The 20645-nt window shown below is 70.3% G+C and carries 15 protein-coding genes and 1 riboswitch; of the genes, 3 read left to right on the forward strand and 12 right to left on the reverse strand.

The window, feature by feature from the left end; all coding sequences use genetic code 11:
• Window positions 1–4: 4 nt before the first annotated feature.
• Genes AC06E6_RS01440 through AC06E6_RS01490 form a run of 11 tightly spaced genes read right to left on the reverse strand, consistent with a single transcriptional unit; the run spans window position 5 to window position 11803 of the window.
• Window positions 5–1261, reverse strand: coding sequence for a type II secretion system F family protein (locus AC06E6_RS01440; RefSeq protein WP_478060050.1), 1257 nt, complete (start codon window positions 1259–1261; stop codon window positions 5–7).
• A complete protein-coding gene (locus AC06E6_RS01445) occupies window positions 1258–2964 on the reverse strand; it encodes a GspE/PulE family protein (RefSeq protein WP_313230684.1) in 1707 nt (568 codons plus the stop codon). The genes AC06E6_RS01440 and AC06E6_RS01445 overlap by 4 nt, the downstream gene beginning before the upstream one ends.
• A complete protein-coding gene (locus tag AC06E6_RS01450; RefSeq protein WP_478060052.1) occupies window positions 2951–4396 on the reverse strand; it encodes an AAA family ATPase in 1446 nt (481 codons plus the stop codon). Before AC06E6_RS01450 ends, AC06E6_RS01445 begins: the two co-directional genes overlap by 14 nt.
• Window positions 4393–5328 carry a tetratricopeptide repeat protein gene (locus AC06E6_RS01455; RefSeq protein ID WP_478060053.1) on the reverse strand — a complete coding sequence of 312 codons (936 nt, stop codon included), beginning with the start codon at window positions 5326–5328 and terminating at the stop codon, window positions 4393–4395. The genes AC06E6_RS01450 and AC06E6_RS01455 overlap by 4 nt, the downstream gene beginning before the upstream one ends.
• Complete coding sequence (gene mshL / locus AC06E6_RS01460; RefSeq protein WP_478060055.1) at window positions 5325–7079, reverse strand: pilus (MSHA type) biogenesis protein MshL; 1755 nt, start codon at window positions 7077–7079, stop codon at window positions 5325–5327. Before mshL ends, AC06E6_RS01455 begins: the two co-directional genes overlap by 4 nt.
• A gap of 54 nt (window positions 7080–7133) precedes the next feature.
• On the reverse strand, window positions 7134–7922 hold the full coding sequence (locus tag AC06E6_RS01465; protein WP_478060057.1) for a type II secretion system protein: 789 nt from the start codon (window positions 7920–7922) through the stop codon (window positions 7134–7136).
• 1 nt (window position 7923) lies between these two features.
• The gene (locus tag AC06E6_RS01470) at window positions 7924–8526 is read right to left on the reverse strand and encodes a hypothetical protein (RefSeq protein ID WP_478060059.1); all 603 of its coding nucleotides are present in this window, start codon (window positions 8524–8526) and stop codon (window positions 7924–7926) included.
• On the reverse strand, window positions 8523–9041 hold the full coding sequence (locus AC06E6_RS01475) for a hypothetical protein (protein ID WP_478060061.1): 519 nt from the start codon (window positions 9039–9041) through the stop codon (window positions 8523–8525). Before AC06E6_RS01475 ends, AC06E6_RS01470 begins: the two co-directional genes overlap by 4 nt.
• Entirely contained in the window at window positions 9038–10438 is a 1401-nt protein-coding gene (locus AC06E6_RS01480; protein ID WP_478060063.1) for a hypothetical protein, read from the reverse strand. Before AC06E6_RS01480 ends, AC06E6_RS01475 begins: the two co-directional genes overlap by 4 nt.
• Window positions 10435–10974, reverse strand: coding sequence for a hypothetical protein (locus tag AC06E6_RS01485; RefSeq protein WP_240212294.1), 540 nt, complete (start codon window positions 10972–10974; stop codon window positions 10435–10437). Before AC06E6_RS01485 ends, AC06E6_RS01480 begins: the two co-directional genes overlap by 4 nt.
• A gap of 4 nt (window positions 10975–10978) precedes the next feature.
• Complete coding sequence (locus AC06E6_RS01490) at window positions 10979–11803, reverse strand: prepilin-type N-terminal cleavage/methylation domain-containing protein (RefSeq protein ID WP_104939511.1); 825 nt, start codon at window positions 11801–11803, stop codon at window positions 10979–10981.
• A 234-nt stretch (window positions 11804–12037) separates the two neighbouring features.
• Here AC06E6_RS01490 and ggt point away from each other — a divergent pair, with 234 nt between their 5' ends.
• The gene (gene ggt / locus AC06E6_RS01495; RefSeq protein WP_312347129.1) at window positions 12038–13741 is read left to right on the forward strand and encodes a gamma-glutamyltransferase; all 1704 of its coding nucleotides are present in this window, start codon (window positions 12038–12040) and stop codon (window positions 13739–13741) included.
• A 199-nt stretch (window positions 13742–13940) separates the two neighbouring features.
• Here the strand turns inward: ggt and AC06E6_RS01500 are convergent, their stop codons facing one another.
• Complete coding sequence (locus tag AC06E6_RS01500; protein ID WP_478060065.1) at window positions 13941–15497, reverse strand: BCCT family transporter; 1557 nt, start codon at window positions 15495–15497, stop codon at window positions 13941–13943.
• Between the two features lie 275 nt (window positions 15498–15772).
• Window positions 15773–15874: riboswitch (TPP riboswitch) on the forward strand.
• Between the two features lie 102 nt (window positions 15875–15976).
• On the opposite strand from AC06E6_RS01500, the gene thiC reads away from it, so the two are divergent.
• Window positions 15977–17854: a phosphomethylpyrimidine synthase ThiC gene (thiC, locus tag AC06E6_RS01505; protein WP_478060067.1), complete on the forward strand. Its 1878-nt coding sequence runs from the start codon at window positions 15977–15979 to the stop codon at window positions 17852–17854.
• A 467-nt stretch (window positions 17855–18321) separates the two neighbouring features.
• Complete coding sequence (locus AC06E6_RS01510) at window positions 18322–20640, forward strand: winged helix-turn-helix domain-containing protein (protein WP_478060069.1); 2319 nt, start codon at window positions 18322–18324, stop codon at window positions 20638–20640.
• Window positions 20641–20645 lie beyond the last annotated feature (5 nt).

The following is a 20645-nucleotide window of genomic DNA, read 5'->3' on the forward strand; positions in this document are numbered from 1 at the left end:
ATCCTCAGAACTGCGGGGAAGCGATGGCCTGCTTGACCAGGTCGTAGACGGGCAGCAGCAGGGCGACGATCAGGAACACGAACATGCCGCCGGCCAGCAGCACCACCACCGGCTTGATGACTTCGGACAGATTGGTGATCAGCCGCTGCAGGCGCAGGCTGTACTCGGCCGACAGGCGCGCGAACTGCGAATCCAGGGTGCCGGTCTCCTCGCCGACGCCGATCATGCGCACCATCATCGAGGGGAAGCCGCCGACCTGGCGCATCGCCGCGGACACCCGGTCGCCGCGCTCAAGCACCTGGCGGATGGCGATGATGCGGTCGCGGTAGTACTCGTCGCGCATCGCCCGTTCCATCACCTGCAGGCTGCTGACCATGTCCACGCCGGCGCGGATCAGCAGCGCCATGTACTCGGTGAAGAACGCCAGCCCCGAGGAGTACATGATGGTCCTGGCGATGGGCAGCTTGTGCAGGGTGTAGTGCGCGGCGCGACGGAAGCCGCGGCTGTAGCGCCAGGCCACCCACAGCACGAACGCGGACACCACCATGGCCACGGCGATGAAGCCGATGTGGCCGATCAGCCATTCCGAGCTCTTCATCACCGCGATGGTCAGCGGCGGCAGTTTGGCGTTCATCTGCTTGAACAGATCGGCCAGGTTGGGGATGACGTAGTAGATCCAGAAGCCGCCGGCGGCGAAGATCGCCGAGAACACGAACGCCGGGTAGATCAGCGCCTGGCGGGTGTCGGCGGTCATCTTGGAGATGCGTTCGATGTGGTCGGCCGACTCCATCAGCATCTTGTCCATGGTGCCGGTTTCGTCGCCGATCATCAGCAGGTTGCGCACGGTCTCCGGGAACGCGTCCGGGTAACGCGACACCGCGTCGCTGAGCGAGGCGCCGGCATCCAGTTCGTCCAGCAGCCGGCGCGCCAGCCGGGCGGCGTTGGAGGTGCGGCCACCGCCGACCTCGTTGGCCACCGCACGCAGCGATTCCATGATCGGGATGCCGCTGGAGGTCATCACCGCCAGGTCGCGCAGCATCCCGGCCAGCTCCACCGAGCGGATGCTCGGCTTGACCAGCTGGGTGATGGTGCGCTGCGCTTCGGCCAGCCAGCCGGGGAAGCGGTACAGGGTGAGCACGACCGCGTCGAAGTTCTTTTCCAGCCACATCCGCGCCGACGAATCGTGTTCGACCGACAACTGGGTGACGCCGGCGCGCACGCGGCCGCTGGAGAGCAGCAGGCGGTAGTAGTAGACGTTCATGGCGCCGGCCCCACGCCGGCCACGCGCATCACTTCCTCGCTGGTGGTCTGGCCGGCGATGACGCGCGCCCTGGCGACGTCCTCGATGCTGCGGAAGCCGGCGTTCATGGCCAGGCTGCGCAGCGTCTCGCGGCTGACGTCGTCGGCGATGCCGTTGGCCAGCGCTTCGTCCACCACCATGATGTCGTACACCGGCAGGCGGCCATGGAAGCCGCTGCCGCGGCAGCGCTCGCAGCCGGCGCCGCGCTTGCCGCAGCAGCCGGCCGGCAGGTCCAGCCATTCCAGTTCGCGCTCGCTGAAGGGCACTTCGTGGGCGCAGAACGGGCAGTTCTGGCGCACCAGGCGCTGGTTGACCACGGCCAGCAGGTTGTCGGCGATGACCTGCGCCTCCAGCCCCAGCGGGCGCAGTCGCGGGACCACGCCGAACACGGTGGTCACGTGCAGGGTCGAGAGCACTAGGTGGCCGGTGGCCGCCGCTTCCAGCGCCGCCTGCGCGGTCTCGGCGTCGCGCATTTCGCCCAGCAGGATCACGTCCGGGTCGTGGCGCAGGAAATGCCGCAGCGCGGAGCTGAACTCGTAGCCGGCGCGACGGTTGACCTCGGTCTGGCCGGCGCCGGGCACGCGGTATTCGATGGGGTCCTCGACGGTAAGTACGTTGCGCTCGATCAGCGACTGCATCCGCAGCGCGGCATGCAGCGAGGAGCTCTTGCCCGAGCCGGTGGGGCCGGTGATCAGCACCAGCCCGGCCGGGCGCGCGAACAGGCGTTCCAGCACCGCCACGTCCTCGGCGAAGAAGCCCAGTTCCTCCAGCCCGGCCAGGTCGCTGTGCTCGGGCAGCAGGCGCATGACGGTGCGCTCGCCGGCATCGGTGATCAGGGTCGACACGCGCACCGTCACCGCCGAATCCAGCACCGTGGCGCGAAAGCTGCCGTCCTGCGGGCGGCGCTGTTCGGAGATGTCCATTTCCGCGGTCAGCTTGATGTAGCCGAGCAGGCGGTTGAGGGTGAGCGGCATGGCGAACATCGGCCGCAGCACGCCGTCGACGCGGAACAGCACGTGCAGGCTGTCGTCGGACGGTGCCAGGTGGATGTCGGTGGTGCGCTCGCGCACCGCGTAGTGCAGCAGGTAGTCCAGCAGCTTTTCCGGGCTGTAGGCATGGTCGTTGTCGGTCGACAGCCGCTTGATCTCGCGTTCGAGCAGGCTTTCGACCGGGTTCTGCGCGAAGTAGTAGGTGTGGCGGATCAGCCGCGCGACCTTGCCGTATTCGCCCTGCAGGAAGCGGCAGCGCAGGCCGCAGCGCTGCAGCACCAGCTGCCCCACGGCCTGGGTGTCGGCATCGCCGAGCAGCACTTCCAGCGCATCGCCGCTGCGCCGCAGCGGCAGGAACTGGCGCAGCTGGCACAATTCGCGGTTGAACATCGCCAGCACCTGCGGTTCGGCATGCGCCAGCGTGTCCACCTGCACGTACTCGATGCCGTTCATCTCGGCCAGCACGCGCACGATGTCCGACTCGTTGGCCAGGCCGTGGCGGATCAGGACGCGGCCCAGGCGCTGTTTCTCGACCTCGTTCTTCTGCAGTGCGTACTGCAGCTGGGTGGCGTCGATCAGGCCGCGTTCGAGCAGGCGTTCGCCCAGGCGCGTGCCGTCGCGCTGCACGGCGGGCGGGGTCGCGGGGCGGGCGGGGGAGGGATCAACCGTTGCCATGGTGTTGCGTTTCCGGGGAAGTGGACGAAGTGGCGGCGCGGGCCGCCAGCAGGGTGTCGAACAGGAACAGGGTCGCCGGGTCGGGGGCGCCGCTGGAGGGCAGCCCGCTGTGTTGCTGGAAGCGCGCGATCGCCGCGCGCATCCGCGGCCCGTAGAGGCCATCGAGGGGGCCGCCATACAGGCCTTCGGCCTGCAGCAGCACCTGCACCGCCAGCACGCGCGCGCGCTGGTCCTGCGCGGCCAGGAAATCCTCCGCGCGCAGCCGCGCACGCCATCCCGCCTGCCAGCCGTCGGCCAGCCGCTGCAGGCACAGGCCTTCGCGCGTGGGCAGCCGTGCCAGCCAGGCATCGGTGACCGCCTGTACCTGCACCCCGGCCTGGCCCAGGCGGCGCAGGCAGCCGCTCCAGTCCGCGTCGTCGTCGTCGCCGGCGGGCGCGGCGGTGGCCTGCAGCGGCATTGCCGCGGCTGCCGGCGGGGCATCGCCGGCGCGTGAATCGGCGCCGCGCAGCGCCAGCGCCAGCAGTGTCGCGGCCAGCACCCCGGCCAGCGAGGCGGCGGTGGCCAGCGCCGGCCGCGTGCGCCGCAGGCGGCGTGCCAGCGGGCGCGCGCCGGCTTCGGCGGCGGCGGTACGCACCAGCGCCGGGTCGATCACCCGCGCCTGCGCCGGCATCGCGTACAGGCCATACAGGCAGCGGTCCATGATCTGGTGGATGCGGCGCGGGTTGCCGCCGCTGGCGCGGTGCAGCGCCAGCGCGGCATCGGCGCGCAGGCGGATGCCGGGGCTGGGATTGCCGGCGGCATCCAGCCGGAAATGCACGTAGCGCTGCACTTCGTCGGCGGCCAGGACGTCGAGCTGCACGTGCTTGCAGATGCGGCTGGTCAGCTGGCGGATGCCGGGCTGTTCCAGGTTGGCGCGCAGTTCCGGTTGCCCGGCCAGGACGATCTGCAGCAGCTTTTCCTGGCCGGTTTCCAGGTTGGTGAGCAGGCGCAGCAGTTCCAGGCTTTCCAGGGTCAGGTTCTGCGCGTCGTCGATCATCAGCACGCAGGTCGCCTGCGCGCGCCATTGCTGGACCAGGAAGCGGTTGAGGGTGTCGATGTCCGCCGCCGGCGTGCCGCGCGCTTCCAGCCCGAAGTCCCGCAGTACCGCGGCCAGCAGGTCCGGGCCCTGCAGGAAGGTGTTGAACACCAGCGAGGTGACCATGCCCTCGCCACCGAGCGCGACCAGCAGCCGGCGCAGGAAGGTGCTCTTGCCGGTGCCGATCTCGCCGGTCAGCAGCACGAAGCCGGCGCGGGTACGCAGGCAGTGCGCGGCCTCGACCCGCTCGGCTTCCAGCCGCGCGGTCTGGAACCACGCCGCGGCATCGGGCGTGGGCGGGAACGGCGCACGTTCCAGCCCCAGCGTCTGCAGGTGGCGGGCCAGGGCCGGGTTCATGGCGCGCCGCGGTCCAGTTCGGCCAGCGCGCGAGCCACCTGCGGCGAGCGCGGATGGCGCCCGGACAGCCGTGCCAGCCGCGCACGCGCGGCGTCGGCGTCGCCGCGGCGGGCGTCGAGCAGGGCGATGTTGACCCCGGCGTTCACGTCTTCGGGAACGCGCTCGGCGATCCGGCGGTACAACGCTTCGGCCTGGTCGGTGTCGTTGCCGGCATGCGCGACCCAGGCCTGCATGCGCAGCAGGGTCAGGCTCTCCGGCGAGAGCAGGCCAGCCAGCCGCGCCAGTGCCTGGCGGGCGTTGTCCAGGTCGCCGCCGGCCATCGCGCGCTCGACATCGGCCACGGCCTGTTCCACCGCGCGGCCGTCACCGCCGGCATCGGCCGGGGCGGCGCCGCTGCGGCGTTCGACCTCGATGTGGATCGCAGGCGCGGCGCTGTCGTTGGCGGCGGTCGCCGGCAGCGGCGCCGACCGGGCCGGGGCCGGTGTGGCGACGCCCGGCGTGTTGCTTGCGGGCGTGTCGGACGCCGGCTGCGGCGCGGGAACGACCGCCGGCGTGGATTCCGGCGGTTGTACCGCCACGCTCGCGGCGCTGGCTGTCGGCGCCACGGCCGGGGCGGGCGCGGCGGCCACGGCCGGCGCCGCGGGCGGTGTGGCGAGGGTCGCCGCCGTGATGGGCGCGGCGGCGGGAGCGGCCACCGTGTGGGCCGTGGGGGCGCCGCTGCCGGCGACTGCCGACGGCGCGGCGGTGCCGCGCGCACCCACGCCCAGCAGCACCGCGCCGGCCAGCACGAAGCCGCCCAGGCCGGCTGCCGCGAACAGCAGGGAACCACGGGTGGACGGCGCCTGCCGTGCCCACCAGGACGCGCGCGGTGCCGGCCGCACCGGCAGCGCCGGCGCGTCGTGTTCCCGCAGCGCGTCGTGGATCAGGCTCATATCACCTTCACCCGCAGCACCAGCACCAATTCGCGGGTGCTCTGTTGCTTGGCGCGCGAACCGAACAGCTTGCCGAACGCCGGCACGTCGGACAGGCCGGGGATGCCGCTGTCGTTGAGGTTGGCCTTCTGGTCGATCAGCCCGCCGAGCAGCACGGTGTCGCCATCGCGCAGGTTTAGCGTGGTGGTGATGCCCTTGACGTTGACCACCGGCAGGGTGACCGCGTTGCCGTTGGGGAACTTCTGCAGCTCCAGGCTGCCGGGCACCACCTCGGTCTGCATCGGGTGCACCAGCAGTTCGACGCCACCGTTGTCGTGCACGATCGGCGCCACGCCGATCACCACCCCGGAGAACAGCGAATCGGTCTGGATGTCGGTGGACTGGTTGTACGCGGTGCCACCGCCGGTGTTGGAGAAATTGCTGGTGGACTTGGTGACGTAGCGGATGTTGGAGCCCACGCTCAGGTAGGCCGGGCTGCCGTTGCGCACGCGTACGCTGGGGTTGGACAGCACCTTGACGTTGCCGAAGGTGCGCAGCGCGTTGAGCGCGGCCGAGAACGTGTCGGTCAGGTAGCTGATGCCCAGCCCGCGCCCGGCCACCGAGCCCAGCGTCTGGTTGGGGAAGATGATGTTGCGCGCCTGGTCGCCATAGCGGCCATAGCGCTGGTAGGGCAGCAGGTTGGGATTTTCGGGGATGCCGAGATCGGGATTGGCGGGGGTGCCGGGCAGCGGTGCGATGGTGGCCGGGCTGTCGCCGTAGATGCCGGCCACGCGGTTGCGCAGCAGGTTCCAGTCCACGCCGTACTGGAAGTTGTCGTTGAGCGAGACATCCAGGATCTGCGCCTCCACCAGCACCTGGCGGCGCATCTTGGTCGTGGTGTGGCCGACCAGTTCCTCCACCGCGCGGATCTGCGACGGGCGGGCGCGCACGAACAGCGTGCCGGAGCTGGGATCCAGACTGTAACGGCTCTTCTCCGGCGCCGGCGGCGCGTCCGGGCCACGCGCGGTGGCGGCCTGCTCGTCGCTGCCCAGGATCACCTTGAGCGCGGTATCCAGCTGCTTGTAGGGGTCGCTTTCCTTGCCGACGCTGCCGCTCATGGTGAGCGTGCCGCGCAGCGACTGGCCGCCGCCGCCGGCACTCTGGATGCCGGCGCCGAACACGTCGCCGCCGGTGGACAGGTCGAAGGACGTGCTGGCGTTCAGCAGGTCCACGTTGAAGATGCGTTCGCGCATCTGCCCGACCACCAGCGCGCCGCCGCGGATCTCGCCGTGCAGGTCGAACGCGCCCAGGATGTGGTTGTAGACCTCGCGCGCGCTGACGTTGCGCAGGTGCAGGCTGGTGCGCTGGCGCTGTTCCAGCACCTGCGGGTCGACGATCAGGTTCATCTTCAGCTCGTCGGCCAGCGCCCACAGCAGCTGGCCGACGTCGGCGTTGAACATGCTGATGCTGACCACGGTGTTTTCCAGCGGGTCGTAGGCCGGCGCCACCGGCGCGGCGGCGTCGGCCTGCTGTTGCATGCGCTGCTCGACCTGTTCGCGCATGCGGTCCTGCTGGGCGGCCAGCTTCTTCGATTCCTCGACGATGGCCGTGCCGCTGCGCTCCAGCGCCTTGTACTCGGTCGGCGGAAGTTCCTGCACGCTGCGCGGCGGCATGTTGCTGCAGGCGGCCAGGGTCAACGCGCCGATCGCGCTGACGAGCGTTCTGACCGTGGGGCGGTGTGGGACGCGGGCGGTGCGGGCGTTGGGATTCATCGGTTCTGTACCTTGGAAGGATGCGGTGGAAGGCAGAGGGAAGGGCATCGGCGGTCAGCGCGTGGTGGCCATCAGCCAGCCGAGCAGGGCGGTGGCGCTTTCGGCGACGACGAGATCGTCGTAGCGCTCGTCGCCGGGGTAGTCGGGCGGGGTGACGCAGGTACCGTTGCCCTGGGCGAAGGCGCGGTTGTTGGCGCCATCGAAGCCACCGTCGCCGCCGCCACCGTCGCGCGCGGCGACCGGGGCCACCAGCACGAACGCGGGGTTGACCATGCGCGTGCCGGTGCCACCACTGCCGCACTGCGTGGGGGTGCCGCCACTGATGTAGTGCGGCTGGCTGGCCTGCGGCGCGGTGGGGGTGTTGGCGACGATGCGCGACAGCGCCGAACCGAAGCCGCCGATGTACTCCAGGTCTGGCTGGTCGGCCGATTCGCGTGCCGGGGCGACCAGGTCGGTGTTGGCGGTACCGCGGTACACGCCGTAGCGCAGGCGCTCGCCGCGTACCGGCAGCTCCAGGCCGAGGCTGGCATAGGGCAGCCAGCCGACGTTGCCGGTGGCGCTGCAGGCGCCGTTGCTGCCCTCGAAGCCACTGTCGCCGGTGCCCGACAGGTCGGGGCACGGCAGGCGCTTGTTGCGCAGCGCGAACGCATGCAGCGCCTGCCGCGCGGTCTCGGCATGGGCGCGGGCGGCATTGTGGCGGCGTGCCTGGCCGAGGTTGTCGAAGGCGGACAGTGCGGTCATGGTCAGCAGCCCGAGCACGCCGACGACCACGGCCAGCTCCACCAGCGAAAAGCCGCTGCGGGTGCCGGGGCCGAGCCGTGCCGGGCGGTGGCGTGGCCGCATGTCACTGCGCCCGGCCCGGTGCCGCGGGCAGGTTGGCCGGCGCCACGTCGTAGCGCAGCTGGCCCTGCAGCTGCTGCAGTTCGGCCAGGATGGCGGCGTTGCGCTGGCGCTGTGCCGGGCTGTCGGGCTTCTGCGTGGACTCGGCCAGTTCCACCGCCAGCGCCTGCGCGCGCTTGGCGATCAGCAGGTTGTTGCGCAGTGCGTCCAGGCGAACGTCGGCAGGCGCCTTGCCGGATTTCTCGAGCTGGTCGAGCTGGGCCAGCAGGTCGTCGGCCATGCGCATGTTGTTGCCGGACTTCAGGCGGATGTCGGCCAGCGAGCGGCCGATGTCCGTTGCCGTGGCCGCTGCCGGGGGCGGCGCCGCGGCCGCCGCGCGCTGCGTGGCGCTGCCGCCGGCCGAGGCGTCGGCCTGCAGCCATGGTGGCGTGTCCGTACCCGCGGGCGTGGCCTGCGGTCCGGCGGCGGCGTCGGCCTGCGCCGCTGCCGCCGGCGGGGCGGCGGGCGCGCCCGCATCGCCGGAATGCCGCACCGCCAGGATCGCCAGGGCACCGCCGGCGATCAGGCCGGTGCCCCACAGCAGGGGTTTCCTGTAGCGCGGGTTCATCGTTGTTCCCCCGCGTTGTGGGTGTACGGCGAGGGCACCGGCAGCGTGGCCAGTTCACCGGCCGCGTTGCGGATGCGTACCCAGTCCGGGCCGATGGCGTCCACGCGCGCACCGCTGGCCAGGCGCGAGCCGTGCTGTACGCGCTGGCCGTCGACCACCGCGCTGTGCCGGCCATTGGCCACCAGCACCAGCGAGACGCTGTGCGCGGCCTGGGTTTCCGCACCGCCAGCGAGGGCGGACGACGGGCCGCCTTCGCTGGCGGGCGGGGTGGCCAGCGGCAACGCCAGCAGCGGCTGGCCATCACCGATGGGTACGCTGCGGCGCAGCCGTTCGACCTGCGCCTGCATCTTCTGGTTGTGGGCGATGGCGCTGCGCAGCTCCACCATGGCGGCGGTTTCGTCGGCGTCGTTGCCCAGTTGCAGCACCGCGGGCTTGACCACGACCATCGTGGCCAGCCAGCCGGTGACCGCCAGCCACACCACGAGCGCGATGGCGGCGATGAACTTGATCTTCATGGACGGACCTCTGCCGCCGCAGCCGGCGGGCGCTTGAGCAGATAGGAGAAGAAGCCGCCGGCCGAACGGGTGTTCATGCCACCGCCCTGCGGATCGACCGGCTGTGGATCGAAGCCGGCCCGGCGCAGGCCCTCGACGAAGGCCGGTACCTGCATGCCCGGGGTACCGCGCCACGGGTCGGCCACGCCGTCCACGCGCAGCGTGTAGTCGCCCGCGGCCGGCGGCGGGGCGGGCGGCATGCCGGGGGCGGCACGCGCTGTTGCCGGCTCCTCCAGCTTCACCCGCAGGATGCGTACCTGCCCGGCGGCGGCATCCCTCACCTGGGCCAGGCTGGCGCTGGGGTCGGCGCCGTCGTGCAGGCGCGTGGCGCGTTCGATGAAGGCCTGCACGCCGCCGAAGCCTTCGGGCATGGCCTGCTGCGCCTGCATCGCCGCGATCCGCTGCTCGATCGCTTCGATCTCGCTGCCCACTTCGTCGGCGCGTGCGCTGGCCTCGCTGCCGGTCAGCGCCCAGCGGGCGCCCAGGGCGGCGAGGATCAGCGCGAACACCAGCGACGCGGCACTGGCCACCGGCAACAGCGACTCGGCGCTCCACGCCAGGCGGCTGGCCAGCGGATTGATGGCGATCCCGGGCCGGGCCTGGGACTGGATCCAGCCGATGCCGCTGCGGTACTCGTTGCCCTGCTCGTCACGCACCACCCGCAGCGGCACGCTGTCCACCCGCAGGCCGCTGCGCACGGCAAACACCTCGCGCAGCGCATCGTCGCTCCACGGCTGGCCCGCATCCGGGCGCGGCACCAGCACCGGGCACCAGTGCAGGGCCAATGGCTCCAGGCTGTCCTCGCCGCTGCCCAGGTCCTCGGCGAATTGTTCGGCGAGCGCGCCGACGGTCATCGCCATGTCCGACGGATCCTCGCTGTAAGCCAGCGCGGTGCGGTAGATCATGTCGTGCTTGAGCACCGCCAGCACGCTGACCTGGCGGCCGGACTGCAGCACCAGGCCGAGGCCCGGCCGCAGCGACTTGAACAGCAGCGAGGTGAACGGGATCAGCAGGCAATGGTCCGGCTGCGCCTCCGCCCACGCGTAGGTCTGCTGCCACAGGTCCAGTGGGACCGCGGTGAACAGGGTCTGGTAGCCGGCGCCGATGCTGCGCGTGCGGTGGATCAGGATCTTGCTTTCGCCGTCGATCATGCCGTCCGAACGCAGCCGCCGTTCGATCAGCGCGACCGCGTGCGCGGGGCTGCCTTCGAGCGAGATGACGTTGCTGACCGCATTCTCGAAATCGCTGACCACCACGGCCGCACCGGCCAACCGCGGGCGGCTGTCGCTGCGGGTCACGGTGGCACCGTCGAACAGCAGCCAGTGGCCCTGTTGCTGGATGACGTGGAGCAGGCTCATGGCAGGGGATTCCCGTGGGTGCCGGTGTCGTCGGCGGTCTGGAACAGCAGGCTGCCGCGCAGGGTCAGCGACAGCGGCGCGGGCCGGCGGTCGACGCTGCCGGGCGGGTCGAACAGCCCCTCGTCCGGGTGGGTGACGGCGATCTCGAAGGATTCGGCGCCGAACAGGTGGTCCGGCGAACGCTGCACGGTGGCCAGCAGCGGCAGCGCTTCCTCGCGGTGCATCTGGCTCTGGCGCAGGTTGATCAGGCGTTCGCCCCAGGCGCCGGGCAGCAGCCCGTTGGCCTGGGCGCTGGCCAGCAGCTGGCGCGCGGAATTGGCGTGCTCCACGCGCAGCCGCGTCTCCTGCTCGCGCACCTTGGCCTCGGACAGCAACTGGTTGCGGTCGCCCAGGCGCTGGTAGGCGTCGGCCAGGGCCGAGCGTTCCTTGATGAACCACACCGCCGCCACCACCAGCGAAGCCAGGGTGGCGGCGAAGAGCAACAGCGAGGTGCGGCGCGATTGGCGCAGGCGTGCGAGCAGGGAGGGCCGGCGCATCGGCTTACTGGTTCATCTTGTAGCTGGCGACGACGGTCATGACCTGGTCGTCGTCGGTGCCGGTGCCGAAGGTCTGGCCGTCGGTGACGGCCGCGGACATCGAACCGGTGTTGTTGCCGCCCCATTCGGTGCCGATGGCGTTGGCCGAGGTCGCGCCGCCGGAGGCGGTGGCGGTACGGGCCTGGATGCCGACCTGGCGGAAGGCGCCGTTGCTGGCGTCGGGCTTGCCGTCGATCATCTGGTCCAGCGCGCGCGCCAGGTCCGGGGTCAGCCCGGTGATGATCATCGCGTTGCCCGAGCCCCACAGCGTGCCGGGCCGGTTCCAGCCGAAGCACACGCGGATTTCCTGCGGGTTGCCGTTGGTGTCCAGGTAGGCATAGCGGTCTTCCTTGCCCTCGCCGCGGCCCGGCGGCAGGGTGATGCCGGCCTTGCGCACCAGGTCGCGCAGGTCGAAGCCGGTGTCGCCTTCGCGGGTGCGGGTCAGGCCGTTGCTGGTCGGCAGCGCATCGGTGCCGGAGCAGATCAGCGCCGGCTCGGTGGCGTTCTGGCTCATGTCGCCGCCGGAGAAGCCGGTGAAGTGGGTGCCGTTGACCATCAGCTGCGGGGCGGACTGGTTGTCGCCGATCGGCGCGCCGTAGCGCTGGTGGTAGCTGTTGTAGGTGACCACCCACTGGTCGACGAACTTCTGCTTGATGCGGGTGTACTCGGCGTTGCGCTGCACGTCGCGGCCGATCATCACCGCACCGATGATCACGCCGATGATGACCAGCACCACGGCCATCTCGACAAGGGTGAAGCCGCCCTGGCGGCGCTGGGAAGACATTTGCATTGGATTGCCCCTTTGATGGAAACCTGCGCTGCCCACCGGGAACGGACGTTCCGGCGGGCGTGTGTTGTTTCGGGGCAACGTGATAGAGCACGGACGTAAGAGGAACGTAAGAGCGTGCCGCCCGCGCCGCGCGACGCGCTGGGCGCGCGGCACACGGCGGCCTGCATGGCGGCACATGCGCGGGCACCGCCGCGGCGGTTATCGTCGGGCTTCGTCCCGTTGCCGGTCCCGCCGATGAAACGCCTGCCGCTGCTGCTGTTGTCCTGCCTCGCCGTTCCCGCCCTGCATGCCGCCGACCGCATCACCGGGCCGGGCTTCGCCACCCGCTCGGAGGTGATCGCGCCGCACGCGATGGCCGCGACCTCGCAGCCGCTGGCCACGCAGATCGCGCTGGACGTGATGAAGTCCGGCGGTTCGGCGGTGGATGCGGCGATCGCCGCCAACGCCGCGCTCGGGCTGATGGAGCCGACCGGCAACGGCATCGGCGGCGACCTGTTCGCCATCGTCTGGGACCCGAAGACGCAGAAGCTGTATGGCTACAACGGCTCGGGCCGCTCGCCGAAGTCGCTGACCCTGGCCGAATTGCAGCGCCGCGGACTCAAGGAGATTCCCGCCACCGGGCCGCTGCCGGTGTCGGTGCCGGGCGCGGTCGATGGCTGGTTCGCGCTGCACGCGCGCTTCGGGCGCAAGCCCATGGCCGACAACCTGGCCCCGGCGATCCGCTATGCGCGCGACGGCCACCCGGTGGCCGAGGTGATCGCCTACTACTGGGACCGTTCGGTGCCGCGGCTGTCGCCGTACCCGGGCTTCAAGGAACAGTTCACCGTCGATGGCCGCGCCCCGCGCAAGGGCGAGCTGTGGCGCAACCCGAACCTGGCCGACACCCTGCAGAAGATCGCCGACGGCGGCCGCGACGCGTTCTACAAGGGCGACATCGCGCGCACCATCGACGCCTATTTCAAGGCCAACGGCGGTTTCCTGTCGTATGCGGACCTGGCCAGCCACCAGGGCGAATGGGTCGAACCGGTAAGCAGCAATTACCGCGGCTACGACGTGTGGGAACTGCCGCCCAACAGCCAGGGCATCGCCGCGCTGCAGATCCTCAACATCCTGGAAGGCTACGACTTTACGAAGATCGCGTTCGGCTCGCCCGAGCACGTGCACCTGTTCGTCGAGGCCAAGAAGCTGGCCTTCGCCGACCGTGCGCGTTTCTATGCCGACCCGGCGTTCTCGCCGGCGCCGGTGCAGCGGCTGGTGTCCAAGGACTACGCGGCGCAGCGGCGCGCGCTGATCTCCATGGATACGGCGCTGAAGGAGGCGCAGCCGGGCACGCCCAGGCAACTGGAGGAGGGCGACACCATCTACATGACCGTGGCCGATGCCGACGGCATGATGGTCTCGCTGATCCAGTCCAACTACCGCGGCATGGGCAGCGGCATGGCGCCGCCGGGGCTGGGCTTCATCCTGCAGGACCGGGGTGAGATGTTCGTGCTGCAGGATGGCCATCCCAACGGCTACGCGCCGGGCAAGCGCCCGTTCCAGACCATCATCCCGGCGTTCATCACCAGGGACGGCAAGCCGTTCGCCAGTTTCGGGGTGATGGGCGGGGCGATGCAGCCGCAGGGCCACGCGCAGATCGTGATGAACCTGGTGGACTTCGGCATGAATCTGCAGGAAGCCGGCGACGCGCCGCGCATCCAGCACGAGGGCTCGACCGAACCGACCGGGCAGGGCACGGCGATGCGCGACGGCGGCGAAGTCAACCTGGAAACCGGCTTCCCCTACGAGACCATCCGCGCGCTGATGCGCAAGGGCCATCGCGTGGTGTTCGCCGACGGCCCGTACGGCGGCTACCAGGCGATCATGCGCGACCCGGCGACCGGCGTGTACTACGGTGCGTCGGAGAGCCGCAAGGACGGCCAGGCCGCGGGCTATTGATGAGGCCAGGAGTGAGTGAAGAGGAGTGAGAAAAGGCCTGGATACCGTCATTACCAGGCATGCGTTCGTTGGAAGGCGCTTCCCGCCTGGGCGGCAATGACGGAATGATGCGGAGATGGCAGGCAACCGCGGAGCCGCTGTTGCCTTTTCTCACTCCTGTTCACTCACTCCTTGGCTTCAACTCACTCCGCCGCCCCGCTCACTTCTGCTCTCCAGCCTCTTCCTGCGCGGCCATCTCGCGTTCGATCCACGCCTGCACGGCATGCCGCGCGCGCTGCGCGCGGCGCCGTTCCAGCTGGTACTCCAGGTCCAGCACGCGGTACAGGCATACCATCACCATCACCATCAGCAGCGCGAACGGCAACGCGGCGATGGTGATCATGCCCTGCAGCGCGTCCAGCCCGCCGGCCAGCAGCAGGGCCGCGGCGATCAGCGCCACCGCCACGCCCCATACCGCCTTGCGCGCCGGCGGCGGATCGCCGGCTTCGTCGGTGGACATGCTGGCCAGCACCAGCACCGCCGAATCGGCCGAGGTGACGAAGAAGATCACCAGCAGCACCAGCGCGATGCCCGACAGCAGCAAGCCGCCGGGCAGGCTGTCAAACAGCGCGAACAGCACCGTCTCATAGCCGTTGCCCAGTGCCTGCAGCAGGTCGGCGTGGCCGCTGATCTGCGCCCACAGCGCACTGCCGCCGAATACTGAGAACCACACGAAACCAAGCAGCGTCGGCGCCAGCACCACGCCGACCACGAACTCGCGCACGCTGCGCCCGCGCGACACACGGGCGATGAACGCGCCCACGAACGGCGCCCAGGCGATCCACCAGGCCCAGTAGAAGATCGTCCAGTCCGCCACCCACGTGCTGCCCGAGAACGGCGACATGCGCAGGCTCATGGTCACCAGCTGGTTGAGGTAGGCGCCGAGGGTGGTGGTGAAGGTGTCGAAGATGAAGCCGGTCGGCCCCAGCACCAGCACCGCGGCCAGCAGCAGCGCGGCCAGCAGCAGGTTGCAGTTGGACAGCCACTTGATGCCACGGTCCACGCCGCTCAGGGTCGAGGCCATGTACAGCACGAAGGCGATGGCGATGATGCCCAGCTGCACCGCGACGGTGGCGTGGATGCCGAACACGCGCTGCAGTCCGGCGGCGATCTGGATGGTGCCGAAGCCCAGCGTGGTGGCCACGCCGATCGCGGTGGCCACCACCGCGGCGATGTTGACCGCGTGGCCGATGGCGCCGCGGTGGTGGCGCCCGATCAGCGGCTGCAGCATGTCGCTGATCAAGCCGCGGCCGTTGCGGTTGTACTGGAACCACGCCATCGCCAGCCCGATCAGGGCGTAGATCGCCCACGGGTGCAGGCCCCAGTGGAAGAAGGCGTAGCGCATCGCCGCGCGCGCCGCGTCCACGCTTTGCGGCGGCAGCCCTTCGGGCGGCTTGGAGAAATGCGAGATCGGCTCGGCCGCGCCCCAGAACACCAGGCCGATGCCCATGCCGGTGGCGAACAGCATCGCCAGCCAGCTGGCGCGCGAGAAGTCCGGCTCGGCGTCCTCGCCGCCGATGCGCAGGTTGCCGAAACGGCCGAACGCCAAGTACAGCAGGAAGGTCAGCGTCAGGAACACGATCAGCAGGTACAGCCAGCCGACGCTGCGCACGACGTCGACCAGCACGGCCTGCACCACGTCGTTGAAGGGGCCGGGGGCGATGCCGGCCAGCAGCACCAGGGCGGCGACCAGCGCGATGGAAACACGAAACACCATGGAGGAGCTTCTCCGATCTGGGGATGGGGAGCGAGCCAGGGCTTGCAGCGGAACCGGTCGCCGCGGCGCCGGTCATGGCGTAACCGGTTGCCCGCGGACACGGAAGGAGGGAGGCCGGCATGGCGGCACGGGGCCGCCTGGCGGCGGCAGCGGCGCATCCTACTGAACCCGACGTCACGAATCCGTTAGTGCCCGCCGCGTCGCCGCCACGCGACCCGCGCCGGTGGCGTGCCGGCGGCGCGTTCCACCCGGCTGGCCGCTTCGTGTTCTAATGCCGCCCGAAGCGGGGGTACCGCGGCGTTGACGCCACGGTTGAGACAGTCCCTTGGAACCTGATCCGGTTGATACCGGCGTAGGGAAGCTTCGCAATGTTGCCGTGCGTGGACGCCTGCCCAGGCTGCGTCCATGCGCCGGTGGCGGCGCGCCTTCGCTTCGTCCGGCCCGTGCATCCGCGTGGGCCTCCAACAGGACGACGCCCGATGAATGCATCGCTTTCCGCCCTGCAGCAGCAGGCACAGCAACTCTCCGGATCGCTCACGCAGCCGATCCCCGGCTCGCGCAGGATCCACGTGCCCGGCTCGCGCCCGGACCTGCGGGTGCCGATGCGCGAGATCGCGCTGACCCGCACGCCGACCCTGTTCGGGGGCGAGCACAACCCGCCGGTCACGGTCTACGACACGTCCGGCCCCTACACCGACCCGGACGCGCGCATCGACCTGTGCGCCGGGTTGCCGGCGTTGCGCCGCGCATGGATCGAGGAACGCGGCGACAGCGAATGCCTGGCCCAGCTGGGTTCGACGTTCGGCCGTGGCCGCGCGTGCGACCCGGCGCTGGAGGCGGTGCGCTTCCCCGCGCGCAGCTTGCCGCGGCGTGCGCGCGCCGGTGCCAACGTCACCCAGATGCACTACGCGCGGCGTGGCATCGTCACCCCGGAAATGGAGTTCGTCGCGATCCGCGAGAACCAGCGGCTGGACGAGGTGCGCGACGCGCAGCTGCTGAAGCAACACCCGGGCGAGCACTTCGGCGCCGCCCTCCCGCCCCGCATCACCGCCGAATTCGTGCGCGACGAAATCGCCCGCGGTCGCGCGATCCTGCCGTGCAACATCAATCATCCGGAATGCGAGCCGATGATCATCGGCCGCAACTTCCTCACCAAGATCAACGCCAACATCGGCAACAGCGCGGTGTCCTCGGGCATTGCCGAGGAAGTGGAGAAGCTGGTCTGGGCGATCCGCTGGGGCGCCGACACGGTGATGGACCTGTCCACCGGCAAGCACATCCACGAAACCCGCGAATGGATCATCCGCAATTCGCCGGTGCCGATCGGCACCGTGCCGATCTACCAGGCGCTGGAGAAAGTCGATGGCCGCGCCGAGGAACTGACCTGGGAAATGTTCCGCGACACCCTGGTCGAGCAGGCGGAGCAGGGCGTGGACTACTTCACCATCCACGCCGGCGTGCTGCTGCGCTACGTGCCGCTCACCGCCGCGCGCACCACCGGCATCGTGTCGCGCGGTGGCTCGATCATGGCCAAATGGTGCCTGGCGCACCACCGGGAGAACTTCCTCTACACCCACTTCGAGGAGATCTGCGAAATCATGAAGGCCTATGACGTGGCCTTCTCGCTCGGCGACGGCCTGCGCCCGGGCTGCATCGCCGACGCCAACGACGCGGCCCAGTTCGGCGAGCTGGAGACGCTGGGCGAGCTGACGAAGATCGCGTGGAAGCACGACGTGCAGACCATGATCGAAGGCCCCGGCCACGTGCCGATGCAGTTGATCAGGGAGAACATGGACAAGCAGCTGCGCGAGTGCGGCGAGGCGCCGTTCTATACGCTCGGGCCGCTGACCACCGACATCGCGCCGGGCTACGACCACATCACCAGCGCGATCGGCGCGGCGATGATCGGCTGGTACGGCACCGCGATGCTCTGCTACGTCACGCCGAAGGAACACCTGGGCCTGCCCAACCGCCAGGACGTGCGCGACGGCATCATGGCCTACAAGATCGCCGCGCACGCGGCGGACCTGGCCAAGGGCCATCCCGGTGCGCAGGTGCGCGACAACGCGCTGAGCAAGGCGCGCTTCGAGTTCCGCTGGGAGGACCAGTTCCACCTCGGCCTGGATCCGGACAAGGCCAGGGAATTCCACGACGAGACGCTGCCGAAGGAGGCGCACAAGCTCGCCCACTTCTGCTCGATGTGCGGCCCGCATTTTTGCTCGATGAAGATCACCCAGGATGTGCGCGACTACGCGGCCGAACGCGGGTTGGACGCCGCCGGCGCGCTGGCGGCCGGAATGGAGGAGAAGTCCAGGGCATTCCGCGCGCAGGGTGCGCAGGTGTACCGCGCCGAGTGATGCGCCGGTGCCCGCGCGGGCACGGCGGTGATCGCCGCCGCGCCCGCCCGCACGCGGCGGACGGGCGCAGTGGCGTGAATCTGTCTTTATGTTTTCTTCAGCTTGTTGAATTGCCCGCGCCGGTGACAACGGTGCGGCGGCGCGTATTGGCCGCGCACGCTGCAATCACGCGGGTTTGCGTGATTGCAGCGTGCCGGGGCGTTTGCCGAAGAATGAACGGCAGATAAAAAAATCGCGCCCTGGGGCGCGAATTCTGAAACGGATTATGTGGATTGCGTCGGCGAGAGAGAGCCTGGTGTCGTCCCGCATGGGTACACGGGTAACTGCCATAGGCTAATATCCGCGCGCCTTGAAACATTTGCTCTTTGCGTTGACGCCATTTGCGGAATTTGGCGGTTCACTGGCGGCAACACCACCAGGGGGCGGGCACAGGACGATGCCCTCCAGCGATTCAATCCCTGACCGGCATGGAACCCATCAACAGCGCTCTTTCCCCCACTGAACGCCTGCATATCGGCGAGTGCCTGGTCGTCCTGCCATCGCGCGAGGTGCATGCGCCTGGCGCCCGTCGCAGCGTGCGGCTCACGCCCAAGGCGATCGGCGTGCTGCTGGTGCTGGCGCGTGGCGCCGGCAATGTGGTGACCCGCGATGAACTGTTCGCGCAGGTGTGGCCCGACACCCTGCCGACCAACGACGTACTGACCCAGGCGGTCACCCAGCTGCGCAAGGCGTTGTCCGCCGGTGGCGCGTTCCCGCAGGGACAGGAGTACATCGAAACGATCGCCAAGACCGGCTATCGGCTGCGCGCGCCGGTGGCGTGGGCGCAGGAACAGGAAGAAGCGTCTTCGCCGGCCGCCGACGCGCTGGCGCAGCCGGTGGATGCGGCAGATGCGGCAGATGCGGCGGGCACCGCGGCGCTGCCGGATGCAGCCAGGGCCGCCGGATTCTGGCGCCGCGCACGGCGTCGCCTGCTGCTGGTGGTGGGCCTGCTGCTGTTGTGCAGCTCGCTGACGATGGCCTGGCTGCTGTGGCAGCGCCCGGTCGCCGCGCCCGCGCCGGACGCGGTCACGGCCGACGGTACCGGCGTGATCGGCAGTCCGCAGCGTCCGTACCGCCTGATCACCGCCAGCCAGGGATTCGGCACGTTCCCGGCGTTGTCGCCCGATGGCGCGCTGGTCGCCTTTGCCGACGAAAGCGATGGCGGTTCGACGCTCAAGGTGCAGAGCACCGGCAGCACCACGTCGGCGACGCTGGTGAAGGGGCCCGCGGGTGCCATGGACCGGTTCCCGGCGTGGTCGCCGGATGGGCGCGAGATCGCGTTCGCACGGTTCGCGGCCGGCGGCAGCTGCGAGGTGCTGGTGGTCGGCGCCACCGGCGGCAGTGCGCGCCGCGCCACCGCCTGCGATGGCGCCGAGATGCTCAGTTTCAGCTGGACGCCGGATGGGCGCGGGCTGGTATTCGGCTCGATGACCGGCCCCCATGGTGCGCCCGGCATCCGCACCCTGGACCTGGCAACGGGACGCTGGACGGTGCTGGATTACACGCGGGGCGAAGGCGACTTCGATTACGCGCCGCGCTACTCGCCCGACGGCCGCCAGCTTGGATTCACCCGCAACCCGCAGCTGGGCGCGGTGTGGGTGATGGACGCCGATGGCGGCGACGCCCGCCGCGTCACCAGCGGCAGCGCGGAGATGCGCGGCTGGGCCTGGCTGGGCGAGCACGCCATCGTGTTCGGGCGGCGCATAGACAGCGAATCGCGGTTGTACCAGGTGGACCTGCGTTCGGGCCTGCTCAAGGACCTGGGCGTGGATGACGCGCAGAGTCCCAGCGTGGCCGGCATGGGCACGCTGCTCGCCTTCATGCACCGCGCGCCGCAGTTCGGCCTGTTCCGTGTCCCGCTGGACGATCCCGGACGCAAGGAACGGCTGTTCGCGTCGTCCGGGCGCGATGCCCAGCCGATGATCGCGCCCGACGGCCAGCAACTGGTGTTCACCTCCAACCGCTCCGGTGCGTTCGCGCTGTGGTGGGCGCGGCTGGGGCAGTCCGATTCCCTGCGCCCGGTGGACGGCTTCCGCCCCGAGGCGCGGCAGTCACCGGACTGGTCGCCCGACAGCCGCCAGGTGCTGGTCAGCGGCCGTGACGACGACGGCCGGCCCGGCATCTACGAAGTCGTGCCCGAGCAGGGGCAATGGAAGCGGCTGCCGGTGCCGGTTGCCGAACCGCTGCAGGCCGTCTATGGCCCCGCCCCGCATCTGGTGTTCGTGATCGGCAGCGAGGGCGACGGCCCGGCCACGTTGTCCCTGTTCGACCGCGGCGGCGGCCAGTGGCGGCGGGTCGCGCAGGTGGCCGGCGTGTCGCAGGTGCGCTACGACCGCGCGACGCAGCGGGTGTTGTTCACCCGGCTGGCCGAAGGCGGGCTGTGGTCGGCTGATGCCGCGCTGGCGCCGGGCAGTTTCCATGAGCTCAGCGGGGAGGTGCCGACCCGCTGGCGCTTCCGCACCTGGGCCCTGGGCGGCGATGGCGCGGTCGCGTACCTGCGCCAGGATGACGGATGCTCGGTGCAGCTGAGCCGGCTCGACCAGACACAACCGCCGCGCTGCCTCGAGGCACGCGCCGCGGCCGCCACCAACGGGTTCAGCGTGGCGCCCGATGGCGCCGCGGTATACGTGCCGCTGGCGGTGTCCGATGGCACCGACATCGGCATCATGCCGGTCCCCGAAGCACCCTCGCGACCCTCGCTGGGCGTGCTCAAGTGGTTGCCCCTGTTGGGAAAACCGGATTCGTGATTTCT

The sequence above is a fragment of the Stenotrophomonas sp. Steno-Z10-HUANG genome (assembly GCF_056393075.1).

Bases quoted from the DNA above. Each gene is read 5' to 3' on its own strand.
- AC06E6_RS01440 (WP_478060050.1), bottom strand. From the start codon at position 1,261: ATGAACGTCTACTACTACCGCCTGCTGCTCTCCAGCGGCCGCGTGCGC.
- AC06E6_RS01445 (WP_313230684.1), bottom strand. From the start codon at position 2,964: ATGGCAACGGTTGATCCCTCCCCCGCCCGCCCCGCGACCCCGCCCGCC.
- AC06E6_RS01450 (WP_478060052.1), bottom strand. From the start codon at position 4,396: ATGAACCCGGCCCTGGCCCGCCACCTGCAGACGCTGGGGCTGGAACGT.
- AC06E6_RS01455 (WP_478060053.1), bottom strand. From the start codon at position 5,328: ATGAGCCTGATCCACGACGCGCTGCGGGAACACGACGCGCCGGCGCTG.
- mshL (WP_478060055.1), bottom strand. From the start codon at position 7,079: ATGAATCCCAACGCCCGCACCGCCCGCGTCCCACACCGCCCCACGGTC.
- AC06E6_RS01465 (WP_478060057.1), bottom strand. From the start codon at position 7,922: ATGCGGCCACGCCACCGCCCGGCACGGCTCGGCCCCGGCACCCGCAGC.
- AC06E6_RS01470 (WP_478060059.1), bottom strand. From the start codon at position 8,526: ATGAACCCGCGCTACAGGAAACCCCTGCTGTGGGGCACCGGCCTGATC.
- AC06E6_RS01475 (WP_478060061.1), bottom strand. From the start codon at position 9,041: ATGAAGATCAAGTTCATCGCCGCCATCGCGCTCGTGGTGTGGCTGGCG.
- AC06E6_RS01480 (WP_478060063.1), bottom strand. From the start codon at position 10,438: ATGAGCCTGCTCCACGTCATCCAGCAACAGGGCCACTGGCTGCTGTTC.
- AC06E6_RS01485 (WP_240212294.1), bottom strand. From the start codon at position 10,974: ATGCGCCGGCCCTCCCTGCTCGCACGCCTGCGCCAATCGCGCCGCACC.
- AC06E6_RS01490 (WP_104939511.1), bottom strand. From the start codon at position 11,803: ATGCAAATGTCTTCCCAGCGCCGCCAGGGCGGCTTCACCCTTGTCGAG.
- ggt (WP_312347129.1), top strand. From the start codon at position 12,038: ATGAAACGCCTGCCGCTGCTGCTGTTGTCCTGCCTCGCCGTTCCCGCC.
- AC06E6_RS01500 (WP_478060065.1), bottom strand. From the start codon at position 15,497: ATGGTGTTTCGTGTTTCCATCGCGCTGGTCGCCGCCCTGGTGCTGCTG.
- thiC (WP_478060067.1), top strand. From the start codon at position 15,977: ATGAATGCATCGCTTTCCGCCCTGCAGCAGCAGGCACAGCAACTCTCC.
- AC06E6_RS01510 (WP_478060069.1), top strand. From the start codon at position 18,322: ATGGAACCCATCAACAGCGCTCTTTCCCCCACTGAACGCCTGCATATC.